The sequence below is a fragment of the Desertihabitans aurantiacus genome (assembly GCF_003344635.1).
Lineage (GTDB): Bacteria > Actinomycetota > Actinomycetes > Propionibacteriales > Propionibacteriaceae > Desertihabitans > Desertihabitans aurantiacus.
Genome location: NZ_QPKK01000049.1, coordinates 1 through 16,712 on the forward strand (window position 1 = coordinate 1; position 16,712 = coordinate 16,712).

18 protein-coding genes, 1 tRNA gene and 1 pseudogene are annotated in these 16,712 nt (G+C 71.7%); 7 read left to right on the forward strand and 13 right to left on the reverse strand.

The features are described 5' to 3' along the window. The 4 genes from DVA66_RS06205 to zwf all read right to left on the reverse strand — a co-directional run. Positions 1 to 610: copper resistance CopC family protein (locus tag DVA66_RS06205; RefSeq protein ID WP_198671532.1), on the reverse strand; the 610-nt coding region annotated here is incomplete at its 3' end. Positions 611 to 714: 104 nt separating this feature from the next. After that, positions 715 to 1,458, reverse strand: coding sequence for a YcnI family copper-binding membrane protein (locus tag DVA66_RS06210; protein ID WP_114559284.1), 744 nt, complete (start codon positions 1,456 to 1,458; stop codon positions 715 to 717). Positions 1,459 to 1,492: 34 nt separating this feature from the next. Next, positions 1,493 to 2,059 (reverse strand): DUF5134 domain-containing protein, encoded by a 567-nt coding sequence (locus tag DVA66_RS06215; RefSeq protein ID WP_114559285.1) that lies wholly within the window; start codon positions 2,057 to 2,059, stop codon positions 1,493 to 1,495. Between the two features lie 88 nt (positions 2,060 to 2,147). Further along, on the reverse strand, positions 2,148 to 3,578 hold the full coding sequence (gene zwf / locus DVA66_RS06220) for a glucose-6-phosphate dehydrogenase (RefSeq protein ID WP_114559286.1): 1,431 nt from the start codon (positions 3,576 to 3,578) through the stop codon (positions 2,148 to 2,150). Between the two features lie 119 nt (positions 3,579 to 3,697). Here zwf and DVA66_RS06225 point away from each other — a divergent pair, with 119 nt between their 5' ends. Further along, a complete protein-coding gene (locus DVA66_RS06225) occupies positions 3,698 to 4,075 on the forward strand; it encodes a hypothetical protein (RefSeq protein ID WP_114559287.1) in 378 nt (125 codons plus the stop codon). Between the two features lie 292 nt (positions 4,076 to 4,367). Here DVA66_RS06225 and DVA66_RS06230 read toward each other — a convergent pair whose 3' ends face one another. The 6 genes from DVA66_RS06230 to DVA66_RS06255 all read right to left on the reverse strand — a co-directional run bounded on the left by DVA66_RS06230 (position 4,368) and on the right by DVA66_RS06255 (position 10,553). Next, a complete protein-coding gene (locus DVA66_RS06230) occupies positions 4,368 to 4,556 on the reverse strand; it encodes a hypothetical protein (RefSeq protein WP_157973864.1) in 189 nt (62 codons plus the stop codon). Positions 4,557 to 4,750: 194 nt separating this feature from the next. Continuing rightward, complete coding sequence (locus tag DVA66_RS06235) at positions 4,751 to 5,668, reverse strand: carbohydrate ABC transporter permease (RefSeq protein ID WP_232821805.1); 918 nt, start codon at positions 5,666 to 5,668, stop codon at positions 4,751 to 4,753. Then, on the reverse strand, positions 5,665 to 6,696 hold the full coding sequence (locus tag DVA66_RS06240; protein WP_114559289.1) for a carbohydrate ABC transporter permease: 1,032 nt from the start codon (positions 6,694 to 6,696) through the stop codon (positions 5,665 to 5,667). Before DVA66_RS06240 ends, DVA66_RS06235 begins: the two co-directional genes overlap by 4 nt. Further along, positions 6,693 to 8,108: an N-acetylglucosamine/diacetylchitobiose ABC transporter substrate-binding protein gene (ngcE, locus tag DVA66_RS06245; protein WP_114559290.1), complete on the reverse strand. Its 1,416-nt coding sequence runs from the start codon at positions 8,106 to 8,108 to the stop codon at positions 6,693 to 6,695. Before ngcE ends, DVA66_RS06240 begins: the two co-directional genes overlap by 4 nt. Continuing rightward, on the reverse strand, positions 8,105 to 9,115 hold the full coding sequence (locus tag DVA66_RS06250) for a MurR/RpiR family transcriptional regulator (protein ID WP_114559291.1): 1,011 nt from the start codon (positions 9,113 to 9,115) through the stop codon (positions 8,105 to 8,107). Before DVA66_RS06250 ends, ngcE begins: the two co-directional genes overlap by 4 nt. A 148-nt stretch (positions 9,116 to 9,263) precedes the next feature. Next, the gene (locus tag DVA66_RS06255; protein ID WP_114559292.1) at positions 9,264 to 10,553 is read right to left on the reverse strand and encodes a GNAT family N-acetyltransferase; all 1,290 of its coding nucleotides are present in this window, start codon (positions 10,551 to 10,553) and stop codon (positions 9,264 to 9,266) included. Positions 10,554 to 10,588: 35 nt separating this feature from the next. On the opposite strand from DVA66_RS06255, the gene DVA66_RS06260 reads away from it, so the two are divergent. Together DVA66_RS06260 and DVA66_RS06265 are read left to right on the forward strand one after the other, a co-directional pair. Continuing rightward, a complete protein-coding gene (locus DVA66_RS06260; RefSeq protein WP_114559293.1) occupies positions 10,589 to 11,065 on the forward strand; it encodes a DedA family protein in 477 nt (158 codons plus the stop codon). A gap of 43 nt (positions 11,066 to 11,108) precedes the next feature. After that, the gene (locus DVA66_RS06265; RefSeq protein WP_198671533.1) at positions 11,109 to 12,008 is read left to right on the forward strand and encodes a 1,4-dihydroxy-2-naphthoyl-CoA synthase; all 900 of its coding nucleotides are present in this window, start codon (positions 11,109 to 11,111) and stop codon (positions 12,006 to 12,008) included. A gap of 67 nt (positions 12,009 to 12,075) precedes the next feature. On the opposite strand, the gene upp is transcribed toward DVA66_RS06265, so the two are convergent. Next, the gene (gene upp, locus DVA66_RS06270) at positions 12,076 to 12,717 is read right to left on the reverse strand and encodes a uracil phosphoribosyltransferase (protein ID WP_114559294.1); all 642 of its coding nucleotides are present in this window, start codon (positions 12,715 to 12,717) and stop codon (positions 12,076 to 12,078) included. 165 nt (positions 12,718 to 12,882) lie between these two features. Between upp and DVA66_RS06275 the strand changes: the two genes are divergently transcribed. The 4 genes from DVA66_RS06275 to DVA66_RS06290 all read left to right on the forward strand — a co-directional run bounded on the left by DVA66_RS06275 (position 12,883) and on the right by DVA66_RS06290 (position 16,100). Further along, the gene (locus DVA66_RS06275) at positions 12,883 to 14,697 is read left to right on the forward strand and encodes a CehA/McbA family metallohydrolase domain-containing protein (RefSeq protein WP_157973865.1); all 1,815 of its coding nucleotides are present in this window, start codon (positions 12,883 to 12,885) and stop codon (positions 14,695 to 14,697) included. Positions 14,698 to 14,811: 114 nt separating this feature from the next. Continuing rightward, a complete protein-coding gene (locus DVA66_RS06280) occupies positions 14,812 to 15,486 on the forward strand; it encodes a tRNA adenosine deaminase-associated protein (RefSeq protein WP_114559296.1) in 675 nt (224 codons plus the stop codon). A 47-nt stretch (positions 15,487 to 15,533) separates the two neighbouring features. After that, a complete protein-coding gene (locus tag DVA66_RS06285; RefSeq protein WP_198671535.1) occupies positions 15,534 to 15,965 on the forward strand; it encodes a nucleoside deaminase in 432 nt (143 codons plus the stop codon). Between the two features lie 47 nt (positions 15,966 to 16,012). Continuing rightward, positions 16,013 to 16,100, forward strand: a tRNA-Ser gene (locus DVA66_RS06290). A gap of 67 nt (positions 16,101 to 16,167) precedes the next feature. Here DVA66_RS06290 and DVA66_RS06295 read toward each other — a convergent pair. Both DVA66_RS06295 and DVA66_RS06300 read right to left on the reverse strand, forming a co-directional pair. After that, positions 16,168 to 16,470: a hypothetical protein gene (locus DVA66_RS06295; RefSeq protein WP_157973866.1), complete on the reverse strand. Its 303-nt coding sequence runs from the start codon at positions 16,468 to 16,470 to the stop codon at positions 16,168 to 16,170. Positions 16,471 to 16,501: 31 nt separating this feature from the next. Then, positions 16,502 to 16,712: pseudogene (locus tag DVA66_RS06300) on the reverse strand (putative immunity protein); the annotation flags it as partial.

Genomic DNA, 16,712 nt, shown 5'->3' on the forward strand with positions numbered 1-16,712 from the left:
CCAGCCCACCGTCGAGCAGGGCCGCGGGGTCGGCCGCCTGCACGGCCAGCCACTCCAGCGGGACGGCGAGCACGGCACCGGTGCCGGCCACCAGGGCTGCGACGGGCGCCGCGCGGCCCGGCCGGCTCTGCCGGAGCACCAGCGTCCGCACCAGCACGAGCCCGACCAGGGCCAGCACCCCGCCGTAGGTGAGGGCACGGGCGCCGGTGAGGAGCAGCTCCGCGAGCGGGGACTCCACCGCGGCCGGAGCGGGCGGCGCCTCGGCGCTGGGCGCCCCCACGGCGAACCCGAGCACCCCGCTGATGGGGTGGGCGTCGGCCGAGACCACCCGCCACGACAGCAGCCAGCTGCCCCGGGCGAGCCCGGTCGGCAGGGTGACGAGCACCGTGTCGTCGACGGCGCGGGCGTCGAGCACCACCGTCGACCCGTCGACGCCCACCAGCCGCACCCCCTCCACGGCCGGGGTCACCGGCTCGTCGAAGACCAGCCGCACGTCGGTCGGCGCGGTGGCCAGGACGGCACCAGGAACCGGGTCGCTGGACAGCAGGCTGGCGTGCGCGGACGCCGGCGGTGCCGGGGCGCCGAGCAACCCGACCAGCACCAGCAGCACCGTCGCCAGCCCGCGGGCGTACCGCCGACCAACCTGCCGTGACCGTGCCGACCGCCCTCGCCGGCGTGGAGGCGTCCGGCCGGCAACGGTGCCGGTGGCTGCCGTCATGCTCTCTTCTTGGCCGCCAGGATGAGAGCGGTCAGGCCGGTCGCCAGACCGGCCAGACCCGCGACCAGACCGGCCGTGCCGAGCCCGACGCCCAACCCGGAGCCGTCGGAGGTGGCGGCGGTCGCCGCCGGGTCGGTGGTGTCGCCTGCCTCCGCGTCCGCGCCGTTCCCACCGGAGCCGTCCGGGGCGTCGGCGGCGCCCCCGGTGATCTCGAGCGTCGGGGCCGGGGAGTCGAGGGCGTCGGGATCCTGCCCGTCGGCGGCCACCTGCACCCAGGCGTTCTCACCCTGCTCGCAGGTCTGCACCGTCGGGAAGGCCAGTGTGGTGCCGGCGGCGTCGGCGGGCAGCTGCAGCGACACCTGGAAGGTCTCGAGGTAGCCGTTGGGCACGGGCTCGTCGGGGGTGAAGCGCAGCTCGCCGACCCGCTCGGTCAGCTGGTTGCCGTGGCTGTCGGTGACCGGCGGGTCGAGCTCGACCATCACCTTCTCCACGTCCCAGCCGGGCTTGAGCTGCGGCGCGGCGGCGTCGATGCCCTCGGGCACCTGCACGGTGAGCCCGGTGGTGGGGGAGTCGCCGCAGCCGTGGGAGAAGGCGAAGGTCAGCGTGGAGTACCCGCCGGCCGTCGCGCTGCTGCCCGAGACCGTCACGTGGGCCGAGGCGGTGCCGGCGACGCCCGCCCACAGGCCCGTCCCGGCGAGGAGGGCGAGGACGGGCAGGGTGGCGCGGCGGCGGTTCGGCATGGAGACCTCTCGGATCGGCTGGACGGCGGGGCGGTCAGATGAGGAGCACCGGGGCCACCATGGCGGCCATCCCGGCCCCCATCACGACGTGGGCGAGGTGCCAGGCGGGCGCACGCCGCCCCGGCGTGCGTCGGAGCAGGGGGACGGTGGCGCGCACCGAGAGCGCCGTGCCGGCCAGCAGCAGGGCCAGCAGCACCGTGCCCGTCAGCACCCAGGAGGCCGGGGCGGACCCCCCACCGTGCAGGTGCGGCATGGCCAGCAGCATCCACACCATCGCCAGCATCATCGCCACGTGCAGCCAGTGCAGCCACGGGCCGCCGTCGGCGTGCTCGCGGTGCCGGGTCGGGCGTCCGGACGGCAGCACCGCCATCAGCAGGAACCAGAGCGAGGCGGCCGCGAAGACGAGCACCTGGGGCACCACGAACCGTCCTGTCCCGGCCGGCCACGCCATCCCCACCATCGCCAGGCTCATCGCGGCGTGGCAGCCGTCGCAGACCCGGTCGGCCCAGCTGCCACCTCGTACCCCGTGCAGGACGAACCAGACGGCCGTGACGCCGAAGAGGACGGAGAGCACGACCCGCAGGCCCACGTCCTCGACCACCCGTCGCCCCCACTTCTCTACAACTTGTCGAGAAGCACTCTAGCGGCGTCCGCGCCTCCCCGCGCAAACGTGCGCCGGGTGGTCGGGCTCACTGGCCGTGGGTGTTGGGGGCCCGCCAGGCCCGCTCGAAGGGCAGCCGCCACCCGTGCGGGGCGATCAGCTGGTGGATCGCGTTCGGGCCCCAGGTGCCCGGCGCGTAGGGCCGCACCGGCGGCAGGTCGTCCAGCAGCGGCTGGGAGAGGTCCCACAACCGCTCGATCCCCTCGGCGGTGGTGAACAGGGTGTGGTCGCCACGCATGGCGTCGTAGATCAGCCGCTCGTAGGCCTCGAGGACGTGCCGCGAGCCCGACACCTCGTGCATCGCGAACTGCATCGACAGCTTGTCCAGCTTCAGCCCCGGCCCGGGACGCTTGCCGTAGAACGACAGCGACATCCGCGCGGAGTCGGCCAGGTCGAAGGTGAGGTGGTCCGGGCCGTGCCGGCTCACCCCGGAGTCGGTCGGGAACATCGACTTCGGTGGTTCGCGGAAGGCGATCGAGATGATCCGCGCGCCCTCGGCCATCCGCTTGCCGGTGCGCAGGTAGAACGGCACCCCGGCCCAGCGCCAGTTGTCGATGAGCACCTTGAGCGCCACGAAGGTCTCGGTCTGGGAGTCCGCCGAGACGCCGGGCTCGTCGGTGTAGCCGGTGTACTGCCCGCGGACGACGTCGGCGGGGTTGATCGGCAGCATCGAGCGGAAGACCTTGTTCTTCTCGATGCTGATCGCCGCCGCCTCCAGCGCGGTCGGCGGCTCCATCGCCATGAACGCCAGCACCTGGAACAGGTGGGTGACGACCATGTCGCGGAACGCGCCGGTGCCCTCGTAGAAGCCTGAGCGGCCCTGCAGCGACAGCTCCTCGGGGACGTCGATCTGCACGTGGTCGATGAAGGTGCGGTTCCAGATCGGCTCGAACAGGCCGTTGGCGAAGCGGAAGGCCAGGATGTTGAGCGCGGCCTCCTTGCCGAGGAAGTGGTCGATCCGGAAGATCTGCTGCTCGTCGAAGACCGCGTGCAGCTGGGCGTTGAGGGCCCGGCTGGAGGCGGCGTCCACCCCGAACGGCTTCTCCATGATGATCCGCGAGCTCTCGACCAGACCCGCGTCGCGCAGGGTGGCGACGACGTCGACGGCGGCCTTGGGCGGCACGCTGAGGTAGTGCAGCATCCCGCACGGCCCGATCTCCTCGCGGACCTCCCCGACCACCCGGGCCAGCTCGTCGGGGCCGTGCGCGGTGCTGACGTAGCGCAGCCGGCGGGCGAAGTCGGCCACCACGTCGTCGGCATGCCGACGGCCGAAGTCGCCGACGGCCGCCACCGCGAGCTCGCGGAAGCGCTCGTCGTCGAGCTCGTCGAGGGAGGCGCCGATGATGCGCAGGTCGGGCACCAGGCCGGAGCTCACCAGGTGCAGCAGCCCGGGCAGGAGCTTGCGGCGGGCCAGGTCACCGGTGGCGCCGAAGAGGACGATCAGCTGGGTGTCGCTCACGGGCCGAACGCTAGGTCGTCCACGTGTCGCGCGGGTGACGGTGCGGCGGCAGGTCGTGGCGCGCCTTCTCCCGGAGGGTCGGCGACGAGCCCGTCGGACGCGGTTGGCAGAGTGGGCGCATGAGGCTGCCTCACCCGCACCTGCTGGTCCTGCGGTCCACGGCCACGCTGGTGCTCTCCGTGCTGATCGCCCAGGTCGGCTGGGCCGCCGCCGGGCTCGGTGACGACCGGTCCTACCTCGGCGTGCACGGCTGGTTCGCCTGGGCGGTGGTGGCGATCTGCCTGCTCAGCGCGGCGGTCTACGTCGTGCTGCGGCGCAGCGCCGGGCCGGTGCTGGTCTCGCTGGCCGTGGGAACGGCCGTCCTGCCGCTGGTGCAGGTGGGTTTGGCCCAGGCCGAGCTGATCTCGCTGCACATCTTCGTCGGCGTCCTCACCGCGATGGTCGGCACCGCGCTGACGTCGTGGACCTACCGTCACAAGCTGCCCGACCGGGCCTGAGTGGGGCGCGCTCGCGAGCGATGACGCCCCGATGCAGCCGGCCGACCAACGCTTCGGCAGGTTCGGTAACTGCAGTGGCCGGACGGTAGGCATCCAACAGATGTTGCTAGTTCTGTCCCCAATCAGCAGCACGTGCCGCCGACGCCCACTTCTGAGAAGTTCTGTCGGCGGCACGCGCAAGCGGATTGAAGGGCAGGCTAGACCACGCGATCGAACGGCGTGGTCAGAGTTGATCTCGTCGCCGGGCCACCTGGTGGCTCAGCGCGGACCGTGTCCGCATCCGTCGTCTCTATCAGGGGTAGGCTTCGAAGTACCAGCCAGCGGCACCGGGGCCCATCTGGTAGCAGCCGCCGATCCGCGAGTAGCTCGTGTCGGATTCCTCCGCCACCGCATCTCGGCCGCTCTCGCAGTCTGCGGCACTGAAGAAGGGGCCGTAGCGGTCACTGTTGGTCGCGGCCTCAGCCAGCACCGTAGTTCCCATCAGCCCGACGGTGGCAAGAGCGCAAGTCGCCCCGAGCGAAGCCATCTTCCGTGTCAACTTTGCTGTCATGAATCTGACCCTATCTGTCAACTTACGTGACGACAAGGGGTCGTCGGCGGGCCGTCGCTGGCCAGCCCGTGACGAACGAGGAGGGTCCAGACAGGTCTGCTTCGAGGAGATCCGGGTAGCACTTCCTACTTCAGGGCGCCGCTGGTGACCGAACCCTGCAGCTGGCGCTGGAAGATGATGTAGACGACCAGCACCGGAGCGATGGTGATGATGACGGCTGCGAACAGCCCACCGAAGTCGATGGCGTACCCGATCTGCCCGGCGTAGGAGGCCATGCCCTGCGTGAGCACCCAGTTCTCCTGGTTGGTGTTGATCGCCACCGGGATGAGGAACTGGTTCCACAGCCCGAGGAAGTTGAAGATCGCCACCGAGGCGAGCCCCGGCCGGGCCATCGGCAGCATCACGCTGAAGAAGGTCCGCCAGTCCCCGCACCCGTCGATCGCCGCGGCCTCGGCGATCTCCTGCGGCAGCGTCCGGAAGAACGCGTAGAGGAAAAAGACGGTGAACGGTAGCGCGAAGGCCACGTAGGTGAGGATCAACCCCGGCAGGGTGCCCAGCAGGTCCATGCTCTGGAGGATCTTGAACAGCGGCACGATCGCCAGGAAGACCGGGAAGGTCAGGCCGGCGAGCATCAGGTAGTAGATGATCCGCCGGCCGGGGAACTGGTAGCGGGCCAACACGTAGGAGCACATCGCTCCGAGCAGCATCACCAGGAACAGCGAGGCTCCGACGACGATCACCGAGTTGAGGAAGTAGCGGCCGATGCCGGCCTCGTTCCAAGCCCGGACGTAGTTCTCGAACTGCCAGCTCTCCGGCAGCGCGAAGGGCGAGCCGCTGATGATCTCGGTCGACGTCTTGAACGACGACAGCAGTGACCACAGCAGCGGCACCACGATGATGACCGCCCAGATGATGAGAACGGCGTGCGAGACGACGGCGATCACCCGGTCGCTGCCGGTGAGCCGGGAGCCGGTGCGGGTGGCGGCCGGGGCCGGGTCGGTGGACGGGTCGGTCGAGGCGCGGGCGGCCTGCACGGTGCTCACTGGTAGCCCCCTTCCTTCTCGGCGCCGGTGAGCCGGTTGATGAGGAACACGAGCGCGGCGAAGGCCAGGGTGACCAGCGCCAGCACCACGCCCATCGCGGAGGCCAGGCCCCACTTGTTGGCGACGAACGCGGTGTCGAAGAGCTCCTGCGACATCACCCAGGTGGCCCGGTCCGGACCGCCCTGCGGGTTGAGGGCCCGCATGTAGACGAACGCGTCCAGGGCGAGGATGCCGAGGTATATCCAGGCCGTCTGCACGTTGTCGCGGATCAGCGGGATGGTGATGGTGACAGCGGTACGGAAGCGTCCCGCGCCATCCAGCCGGGCCGCCTCGAAGATCGAGGGGTCGACGCCGCGGATGGCCGCGATGAACAGCACCATGTAGAAGCCGACCATGCTCCAGACGATGACGAAGATGGTCGCGCCCATGGCCGTCCGGGGGTGGCCGAGCCAGGGGAAGGAGCCGAACGCGTCGAGGCCGATGGCGGTGAGGAAGCCGTTCACCAGCCCGCCCCGGGGGTTGTAGACCATGCCCCAGATCAGGCCGATGACGATCGCCGGCACCACGTAGGGGAAGAAGGAGATGACCCGGTAGAAGCTCGAGCCACGGAGCCCCTTCACCTCGCCGTGGCTGGCGCCGCCGACGGTGACGATGCTGGCCAGCGCCAGGCTGAGCACCAGCGTGACGATCGGCAGCACGACCACCAAGAGGATGTTGTTGCGCAGTGCTGTGAGGAAGGCCTCGTTGCTGAAGATCTGGGCGTAGTTGGCGAACCCGACGTAGTTGAACTCGTTGTCGAACCCGCCCCAATCGGTGAGCGAGATCTGCACCGCCTGCACGAATGGGTTGAGCACCAGCAGCACGTAGATCGCCAGCGGCAGCCCGAGGAAGACCAGGAAGAAGCTGATCCGCCCGAAGGTCAGGTTGCGCCGGCGGTTGCGCTGGAACCATGCACTGAAGGACTCACGCGGCCGGCCGCCGGGGGCAGGTGCGCCCCCGGGGCCGGCCTCGGTCTGAACGAGAGTCACGAGACCTCGATCTTCTCGATCGAGTCGTCCTCACGAACCGCGTCAGTGATGCCCTGCAGGTCGGAGGTGAGCTGTGCTGCGTCGATGGACCCGTCCAGGAAGCTGTTCCACACCACCAGCTGGTCCTGGTTCATGCCGTAGGTCGTGGTGAAGTTGTAGGTGAAGACCTTGCCGGCAGCAGCCTCAACAGCCTCGATCTGCCACTGCAGCGCGGTCGAGCCGAAGCCGTCGGCCGGCACGGTGTCCCGCACCACGGTCGGCGCCAGCTTCTCCTCGGCGAACTTGGTGGCTGCCTCCTTGCTGAGCATGGCCCGCAGCAGCTCCTTGCCGCCGGCCGGGTTGGCCGACTGGCTGGGGACGATGAAGGGTTCGCCGGCCGGGCTGTGCAACCAGTCGCCCATCTGGGCGGTCGCCGGATCGACGACCAGGCCGGGGAAGCCGGACATCGCGAAGCCGTCCTTGGTCTGGGACTTCATCTCGTTCTCGATCCACGACCCCGACGGGTAGAGGATCGCCAGCTGCTCGTTGCTCCACTGGGCCTGGGCCACGGTGAAGTCGGTACCAGCGCCGCCAGGGGCGAAGTAGCCCGCGCTCACGGCCTGCTCCAGCTTGGCGAAGACGTCCTGGATCGCCGGCTTGGACCAGCACTCGGGCTCCAGGTTCTCCAGCGCCAGCCGCACCTCGTCGCCGCCCTGCATGATGGCGGACTCGATCGCCAGCGTCTGGTAGTAGGTGGCCGCCTGCTTGCCCCAGCAGAACAGGTACTTGCCCTGCTCCTTGGCCTGCGCACCGAGCTCCAGCGCCTCGTCCCAGGTGGTGGGGACGCTCCAGCCGTTCTCCTCGAACAGCGAGGAGGAGTACCAGACGCCGTAGACGGTCAGCACGTAGTTGATCGCGGCCAGCTTGTCGCCGAAGGTGCCCGGCGCCAGCACGCCCTCGTAGAGGGTGTCCCGGATCGTGGTGCCCTCGTAGTTCGGCGCGTCGATGACGTCGGTCAGGTCCTCGAGCTGGTCGAGGATGGTGTTGAACCCGATCGCCTGGGCGCCGGAGTTGTCGATCAGGTCCGGCGGCGTGCCGCCGGCGAAGCGCGGCTGCAGCTCGGTCGCGATTGCGGTCGAAGCGGAGATCTTCGGGGTGACCCCGACGACGCCGCCCATCACCCCGGCCGCGAACTCGACGTAGTCCACGCCGTAGCCACCCTTGAAGATGACGGCGTCGACTGTGCTGCCCTCGGCCACGCCGAAGGGGTTGTTCTCGGTGACCTCGCCACCGCCGGTCTCCGGAGCGGCCTCGTCGCCGCCGCCTCCGCTGGCGCACGAGGCGAGGGCGCCGCCGAACGGCACCATCGCCGCGGCGACCAGCGAGCCGCGCAGGAAGTCCCGGCGGCGGAAGTTCGGGTTGCTCATGTTCATGCCTTCCGTGGTGTGGTGGTTGTGCTGACCTCGTGCTGCCGGGTCCCGCGTGGCGTCCATGCCGTGGAGCGGGCAGATGCAGGAGGACTGGGGTGGTTCAGGGTGGACCGCGGGGCGCGGCGGTGGGGGGCCACCGCCACCGCCGTCGCGGCCAGGGAGCTGGTGGCCCGGGTGTAGTTCTCCTGGGCCACCAGGAGGTAGAGCAGGTCGAGCACCAGCAGCTGGACGTGCTTGGCGGCCAGGTCGTCGGGCTGCAGGAACCGTCCGAAGGCCGAGGTGGTGATCGACAGGTCGGCCCCGGCCGCCGCCGGCGAGCTCGGGTTGTTGGTGATCGCCACGGTGAACGCGCCGCTGCGGCCGGCCTGCTCCAGCATCTGGATGGTGGCCTCGGTGCGTCCGGTGTTGGAGATCGCCAGCGCGACGCAGTTGGCGTCCTGGAGCGCGGCGCTGGTCAGCCCGTTGTGCAGCTCCGACCAGTGGTGGCAGCTGATCCCGATCCGGTAGAGCCGGCCCTGCAGCTCAGCAGCCATCACCGCGCTGCCACCGATGCCGTAGATGTCGAAGTGCCGGCAGGAGGCGATCCGCCGGGCCGCCTCGGCCATCAGCCCGAGGTCGAGCTGGTCGGCGGTCTGCTGCAACGAGCGGGTGTGGGTGCCGATCAGCGTGTCCAGCACCACCCGCGGCTCGTCGTCGGGGTGGAACTCCTGGCCGATGTCGGTCTGCCAGGACGAGGCGCTGTCACGTCCGATGTCGGAGGCGACCGCGACCCGGAACGGCACGTAGCCGCCGAAGCCGAGCAACCGGCAGAAGCGGGTGACGGTGGCCGCCGACGTCTGGGTCTCCTCGGCGAGCTCGACGATCGAGTACTCCAGCGGGGTGCGGGGGTGCTCGAGCAGGAAGTTCGCGATCTTGACCATGGCTGCCGACATCTCCGGCAGGGCACGGTGGATGCGGCTCATCACGCTGGGCGAGCTGTCGCCCGCCGTCGCCGCCCCCTGCGTCACCATGAAAATCCTTTTTGCCAGACGTTGATCGATCGGAAACTATTCTTTTCAGTGGTTACCGGTCAAGACGTGCGGGTGACGACTAGGTAACGAATGCGGCGCCCCCTCCCCGGCCGGGCTCCTGGGCCGCCGGGGAAGGGGCGAGCAGGGGTCAGAAGCCGGTGATGCTGTACGGCCGCGACGGCAGGTGCACCAGCTCGGCGAAGGCCCGCAGCGCGTCGGGGCTGCCCTCCAGACGTCCGGCCCGGGCCAGCGTGGGCGCGGTCACGCCACCGAGGTAGAGCGAGGCCAGCGTGTCGACGTCGAGGGTGACGTCGGCCGGTGCCGTGGTCGCCTGCACCGAGGCGCGACCGTCGGCGACCTCCAGCGCCCAGCGTCCGGCAGCCAGGTCGAGCGGGTCGCGCACCTCGAGCACGCAGGATCCCGCGCCAGCCCACTCCCGCGCCTCCAGCGCGCGCACCGGGTCGAGGACGCGCAGCCAGATGAGGTCCTCCAGCCGGGTCACCGAGTACAGCCGCGGGTCGGCCAGGGCGAACTCCAGCGGGTCCTCCATCGGGGCGCGGCGGAAGCTCACCCGCTCCACCAGGTCGACCGAGGCGAGGAACTGCCACAGCCCGAGGTAGGCGTCGGTGCTGGTGGCGACCAGGTCGTGCACCTTGAGCTCGCGGCTGCGGTCGGTGCGCTCGACCCGGTAGCTGACGTAGCCGTCCACCGCGCCGGACGGGTCGTGGTGCACCGCACCGCGGCGGGCGTGGTCGACGTCGAGCATGTCGTCGTCGAAGGTGCCGGAGGACAGGTCGCGGTAGTGGTTCGGCCGGTCGACCGAACCCCGCGTGGTGGCGTGGAAGCGCCGGAACACGTCGCTGAACAGGTCGGCGTGCACGTGCGGGTCGACCATCTCGACCCGGCCGGACGCCTCGTCGCGCAGGGCGAAGCGGCGGGAGGTGTCGAGGGCGATGTGGCGGCACCAGGTGGCCGCGCCGAAGCCGAACCGGCCGTAGATCGAGCCCTCGCTGACCGTCAGGGCGGCCATCGACAGACCGCGCTCCTTGGCCTCGCGCAGGTCGGTGGTCATCATCTGGCGCAGCAGCCCGCGCCGGCGGTGGCTGGGGCGCACGGTGACGTCGGTGATCATGTGCAGGTCGAGCAGCTGCTCGGCGCCGGTGTTGAGGGTCTTGTCGAAGCTGGTGAAGGTGGCGACCGGCATGTCGGGGCCGAGTGCCCCGGTGGGCACGTCGTCGAGGTAGACCCCGCGCAGCACCATCTGGTCGCGGACCAGGCCCTCGGTCCACACCCGCCGTCCGGCGCCGCGGATCCGAGCGTCGAGGAATCCCATGGCCACGGCCTGCATCCACTGCTCGACCCGGGGGTCGAGGTGCTCGGGGTCGGGGTCGGGGCCGAGGACCTCGGCCGCGTTCAGTGCTCTGAGCTGGTAGTCCACCCAGGGGAGGGTAGCGGTCAGTACGCTGGCCGGCGATGAGCCTGGATCCGACCTCGTGGGGCTGGCCGTTCCCCGCGACGGCGGCGGCCCTGTTCCTCGTCGCTCTCCTCCGGGCCGGAGCCACCCACGTGCTCGGCCGGGCGCTGCGTCGCGGTGCCGAGCACAGCCGGCTGGCCCGCCTGCTCGAGCGTCCCGGCTACCAGCGGGCCGAGCAGCTGGTCGACCGCTGGGGCGCGCCGGCGGTCGCGCTGAGCTTCCTCACCGTCGGCCTGCAGACGCTGGTCAACCTCGCCTCCGGCGTCACCCGGATGAGCTGGTGGCGCTACCTGCCGGGGCTGGTCGTGGGGGCGGTGCTGTGGGGGCTGCTGTACGCCGGCGTCGGCTTCGCGGGGTTCGCCGCCTTCGTCGAGCTGTGGCGGCGCTCGCCGGTGCTGGCGGTGGGCGTCCTGGTGGTGCTCGCGGTCGCCCTGGCGCTGCTGCTGGTGCGGCGCCGCACGCGTCCGGCCGCCTGATCTCGCGGCGCGGGGGCGTCCGCCCGGTCGGTAGCCTGCCGGGGTGACCGAGCGCAGCGAGCCACTGCCCACCCCCGACTGGGAACCCGTCGAGGGGTTCGAGCTCACCGACATCACCTACCACCGCTCGGCCTCCGTGCCGGCGGTGCGGGTGGCCTTCGACCGGCCCGAGGTGCGCAACGCCTTCCGCCCGCACACCGTCGACGAGCTGTACCGGGTGCTCGAGCACGCCCGCACCAGCTCCGACGTCGGCTGCGTCCTGCTCACCGGGAACGGGCCCTCGCCCAAGGACGGCGGCTGGGCCTTCTGCAGCGGCGGCGACCAGCGGATCCGCGGCCGCTCGGGCTACACCTACGCCGAGGGCGACGAGCCGGCCGACCCGGCGGCGATGGGACGGCTGCACATCCTGGAGGTGCAGCGGCTGATCCGGATGATGCCCAAGGTGGTGATCGCCCTGGTCAACGGCTGGGCCGCCGGTGGTGGGCACAGCCTGCACGTGATCTGCGACCTCACCCTGGCCAGCCGCGAGCACGCCCGCTTCAAGCAGACCGACGCCGACGTCGGCTCCTTCGACGGCGGCTACGGCTCGGCCTACCTGGCCCGCCAGGTGGGGCAGAAGTTCGCCCGCCAGATCTTCTTCCTCGGCGACGTCCACGACGCCGAGGACGCGCACCGGATGGGCATGGTCAACGAGGTCGTCCCGCACGAGGAGCTGGAGGCCGTCGGCCTGGACTGGGCCCGCCGGATCTGCGCCAAGAGCCCCACCGCGCAGCGGATGCTCAAGTACGCCTTCAACGCCGTCGACGACGGCATGGTCGGCCAGCAGGTCTTCGCCGGCGAGGCCACCCGGCTGGCCTACATGACCGACGAGGCCGTCGAGGGCCGCGACGCCTTCCTGCAGAAGCGCGCTCCCGACTGGTCCGCCTTCCCCTACTACTACTGACCCCTCCGCGATGGCTCACGCGGGTTCAGTGAGTGCCCGTGCTGCACGGTGAGGTGGGGCGCGGGGATCAGTGGGCCAGGCCGTAGAGCCGGTCGCCGGCGTCGCCGAGCCCGGGGACGATGTAGCCCACCTCGTTGAGCCGCTCGTCCACCGCGGCGACCACCAGCTCGCAGGGGACGCCGAGGTCGGCGAGCACCTCGCGCAGGTGCTCGATGCCCTCGGGGGCGGCGAGCAGGCAGATGGCGGTGATGTGGTCGGCACCCCGGCGGACCAGGAACTGGATCGTGCCGGCCAGCGAGCCACCGGTGGCGAGCATCGGGTCGAGGACGTAGCACTGCCGGCCCGACAGGTCCTCGGGCAGCCGCTCGGCGTAGGTGACCGGCTGCAGGGTCTCCTCGTTGCGCGCCATCCCGACGAAGCCGACCTCCGCGGTCGGCATCAGCCGGGTCATCCCCTCGAGCATGCCGAGCCCGGCCCGCAGGATCGGCACCACCAGCGGCCGCGGGTCGGTGAGCGCGGTGCCGACGGTCGGGGCCACCGGCGTCTCGACCCGGTGCTCCTGCACCCGGACGCTGCGGGTCGCCTCGTAGGCCAGCAGCGTCACCAGCTCCTCGGTGAGGCGGCGGAAGGTCGGTGAGCTGGTCTCCCGGTCGCGGAGCATGGTCAGCTTGTGGGCCACCAGCGGGTGGTCGACGACGCAGAGTTCCACGGGCGTCAGCCTCCCACACGGCCGGCGGCAGGCCCCTGCCGCGAACCCCGTCGAGCCGTGCGGGTGGTGGACACGCCGCGTTCACCTCGGTGTCGTGACGCCTTCCTAGGGTGCCGGCGGCGGCGCGGTGCTGCCGCAGGACGGACAGCGGGAGAGGCGACCGGGATGAGCGCGAGGCCAGTGGCGAAGGTGACCCGACGAGGTCTGATGGGCTTCGGTGCCGGGCTGGGGGCGGCAGCCGTGGGTTCGGTCGTGGTGCCGTCCGCCGCAGTGGCCGAGCCCGGTGGCGGCCCCACCCGACGTGCGGTCAGCATGGCGATGCACGTCCATTCCAGCTTCAGCGAGGGTGGCAGCTGGGCCGCCGGCGGAGGTGGGGCGAGCATGATGGCCCAGCTCGACCAGGCGGCCCGCAACGACGTGGACGTGGTGTGGTGGACCGACCACGACTGGCGGATGCAGGCCTACGGCTACTACCAGGAGATCGCCTTCGAGGGGACGCCCGAGGGCGGCAACCTCAGCTGGACCAAGCAGGAGGAGGGACCGGTCACCGCCACCCGGCACTCGTTCGTCACCGAACCCCACAGCCCGCAGGAGCCCGGGCGGGCGCTCCGGGTCGAGGCCACCGGCCCGGAGACGGAGTGGGGCACCTGCTACCTGTGGGCGAAGGCGGGCAACAGCTTCTACTCCACGAACCTCTCCGACACCACGTTGAGCGTGGACGTCCTGGCCGAGCAGCTGGGCCCCGACGCCGAGCTCGTGGTGCAGCTGGAGACGTCGAACCGGCCCGCCACGGCCGGACGTCCGGCCGGCCTCTACCGGCTGGAGTACCGCGTCGGTGTGACGGCCGGCGAGTCGCTGCCCACGCCGCTGACCGGGGTGGTCACCACCGAGGCCACCGGGCGGTGGCAGACGCTGACCATGCGGCCGGTGGAGGACGTCCGCCGCTTCTGGCCCGACCTGGTGGCCGGTGACACGGGTCTGGCGAGGATCCGGTTCGGGGTGCGGGTCCGCAACGGCGCCACCGGCCGGGTGGTCGTCGACCGGCTCCGGTTCGACCGCGGCGAGGCCATCGTGCGCACCCCGGTCCAGACCCAGCGCGAGCTGATGGCCGAGCTGGCCGAGCGCTACCCCGGCGTCACCCAGGCGCTGGGGTCGGAGGTGTCGATGGTCCGGCACCTGAACGTCTTCATGACCGACTTCGAGCTGTACCCCTACCCGCCGACCGACAAGGCGCCGAGCCTGGACGGGTCCCTCGCGGCCGCCGAGCGCGTCATCGGCTGGTACCACGAGCGCGGTGCGCTGGTGCAGTACAACCACCCCGAGACGACCGCCGAGGAGTTCGTGGCCACCCGTGCGCTGGGAGCGGACCTGGTGGAGATCGCGGGCGAGGACGACGAGGTGGTCGCGGACCGGCTCGCCCTCTTCGACGCCGCCGCCCGGAACGCCGTCTTCCTCACCGCCACGAGCCAGCTCGACGACCACGCGGGGCGGAGCTGGGCCGGGCTGCGGCACGGCTTCATCACCTCGGCCTGGGCGCCGTCGACCGAGATCCCCGACCTGCTCGAGGCGATGGCTGCCGGACGGCTGTGGTCGCACCACCTCAGTCGCGCCCCGGGAGCCCGGATGGACCTGGTGGCGCGCGGCCGGTCGGTAATGGGCAAGGTCCTGCTCACCCGGGCGGCGAGGCTGCCCGTGGAGGTGGTGGCCGAGGGGCTCCCGGTGGGCTGCACCCTGGACCTGGTGGTCGGCTCGTGCGACCGGTCGGGCGCGGCGGCACCGGCGGTGGAGCGGCGCACGGTGCCTGTGCCGGCCGAGCGCGGGCGGCCCACCCGGTTCCAGCTGGAGCGGGGCGTGGGCAGCTACCTGCGGGTCGAGGCCCGGGACGCCTCCGGGTCGTTGGTCGCCATGGGCAACCCGGTCTGGTTGCTGCCGTCCGACGCCGACGTCAGCGTGCCCGCCGCGCGTCGGTCGGCCGCCTGAGCCGCGATCCGCGGCGGCGAGACCGCGGCCGGATCGGGCTGGGTCGGGGAGGGCAGGATCTGACACCATGGGCCGCAGACGTCCGCACCGTGCACACGTCCGGAGGAGGCTCAGGTGAGCGACCAGGCTGACGACATCGACAGCCTCGACCTGTCCGAGCGGTTCCGTGCCTCCGGCGAGGCCCGCGGGCTGGTCGCCGACGACATCGACTTCGGTGACGACGAGGACGAGCCCGAGGGCGACGACCTCGACGAGGACGACGACGACGACTACGACGACGAGGACGACGACCTCGAGGACGCCTCGGAGGACGACGTCGACCTCGCCGTCGCGATCTACCGCGAGGACGGCGCCCCGGTCGCGCAGGCGCTGACCTTCGAGGTCGCCAACGACCTCGACGAGCTGATCGCCCAGCTGCGCCGGATGCCCGGCGACAACGGCGCGATCGGGCTGGTCTCGCTGGTGGAGGAGATCTTCGTCATCGTGCGGGTGCGCGGGGCGGCGGTGCAGGTGCTGCTGTCCGACGCCACCGCGGCCTACGACTGGCCGATCGCGCGCGACATCGCGGACTTCCTCGGCGAGGAGGACCTGCCCGACCCCGACGACGAGGACGAGACGGTGCCGCTGGGCGACCTCGACCTGCTCGCCGACCAGGGCATCACCAGCTTCGAGATGACCCGCATCTGCGAGGACGTCGAGGAGTCCAGCGACCAGCTGCTGCTGCAGCTGGCCGACCAGATCCGCTTCGGGCCGCAGGTGCGCAAGGTGGTCGAGGCCAGCTTCAGCTGATGGCCGGGGCGGAGCCGGACCGGGCGCCCCTCGGGTGGCGGGAGCCGATGCTGCTCGCCCTGGCCGAGGCACGCCGGGTCGGCCGGCACGGGGACGTCCCGATCGGCGCGGTGGTGCTCGGGCCGTCCGGCGACGTGGTCGCCACCGGCGGCAACGAGCGCGAGCTGACCGGCGACCCGACCGCGCACGCCGAGGTGCTCGCGCTGCGGCGGGCGGCGGCCGCGGCGGGGGAGTGGCGGTTGTCCGGGCACACCCTGGTGGTCACCCTCGAGCCGTGTGCGATGTGCGCGGGCGCCGTCGTCAACGCCCGGGTCGACCGGCTCGTCTTCGGCGCCTTCGACCCCAAGGCCGGCGCGGTGGCCTCGCTGTTCGACGTGGTCCGCGACCCCCGGCTCAACCACCGGCCCGAGGTGGTGGCTGGGTTCATGGCCGGAGAGTGCGGTGCGGTGCTGCAGGAGTTCTTCGCCGGTCACCGCTGAGTCGACGGATTGGCCCCCGGGTGTCACCGGGCGGTACCCTCTTCGGCGGTGGCGTGTCTGAGCGGCCTAAAGAGCGCGCCTCGAAAGCGCGTGTGGGTAAAACCACCGCGGGTTCAAATCCCGCCGCCACCGCCAACGGCGCTGAGCCTCCTCAGCCCCTGACGAAGCCCGTCCCGGAGTCCTCCGGGGCGGGCTCCGTCGTTCACCGAGGCGGCAGGTCGTTCCCGGCCCGCAGGCCGTCGAGGACGTCGCGGGCGACGGCCACGCACTCCTCCTCCGGCCGCGACAGGCCGTAGTCGTCCTGCAGCACCTGCCGCAGCTCGCTGCCGAGCGACGCCGCCGTCGCACCGGAGGACGCCGCCGCGAGCACCGGCTCGACCAGGTCGTCGTACTCGTCGGCCGGCCCGCCCGCACGGATCGACCCGATCGGGTCCCACCGCTGCAGCACCGCACGGACGATCTGCTGGGCCGGACCCCGGCCGGGAGGTGTCGCGCTGATCCGCACCACCCCATCGTCGTGCCCGGCAGGACGGCTGTCAGCCGCCGGGAGCCTCCCGGAGCAGGCTGTCGAGGGCGCTCATCAACCGGGCGGCCCGGCTGCGGCCGGCCGGTGCCGGCGGGTAGCGGCGCAGGACGTCCACGAGGACGGCCGGGGCCCGCTCGCGCCACCGCTCGACCGCACGGTCGGCCGCGCCGGCGTCCTCGCCCGCCTCGATCTCGGCCACCCGGGCGGCGTTGGCGGCCGCG

Bases quoted from the DNA above. Each gene is read 5' to 3' on its own strand.
- DVA66_RS06210 (WP_114559284.1), bottom strand. From the start codon at position 1,458: ATGCCGAACCGCCGCCGCGCCACCCTGCCCGTCCTCGCCCTCCTCGCC.
- DVA66_RS06225 (WP_114559287.1), top strand. From the start codon at position 3,698: ATGAGGCTGCCTCACCCGCACCTGCTGGTCCTGCGGTCCACGGCCACG.
- DVA66_RS06230 (WP_157973864.1), bottom strand. From the start codon at position 4,556: ATGGGAACTACGGTGCTGGCTGAGGCCGCGACCAACAGTGACCGCTAC.
- ngcE (WP_114559290.1), bottom strand. From the start codon at position 8,108: ATGAACATGAGCAACCCGAACTTCCGCCGCCGGGACTTCCTGCGCGGC.
- DVA66_RS06250 (WP_114559291.1), bottom strand. From the start codon at position 9,115: ATGGTGACGCAGGGGGCGGCGACGGCGGGCGACAGCTCGCCCAGCGTG.
- DVA66_RS06260 (WP_114559293.1), top strand. From the start codon at position 10,589: ATGAGCCTGGATCCGACCTCGTGGGGCTGGCCGTTCCCCGCGACGGCG.
- DVA66_RS06275 (WP_157973865.1), top strand. From the start codon at position 12,883: ATGAGCGCGAGGCCAGTGGCGAAGGTGACCCGACGAGGTCTGATGGGC.
- DVA66_RS06285 (WP_198671535.1), top strand. From the start codon at position 15,534: ATGCTGCTCGCCCTGGCCGAGGCACGCCGGGTCGGCCGGCACGGGGAC.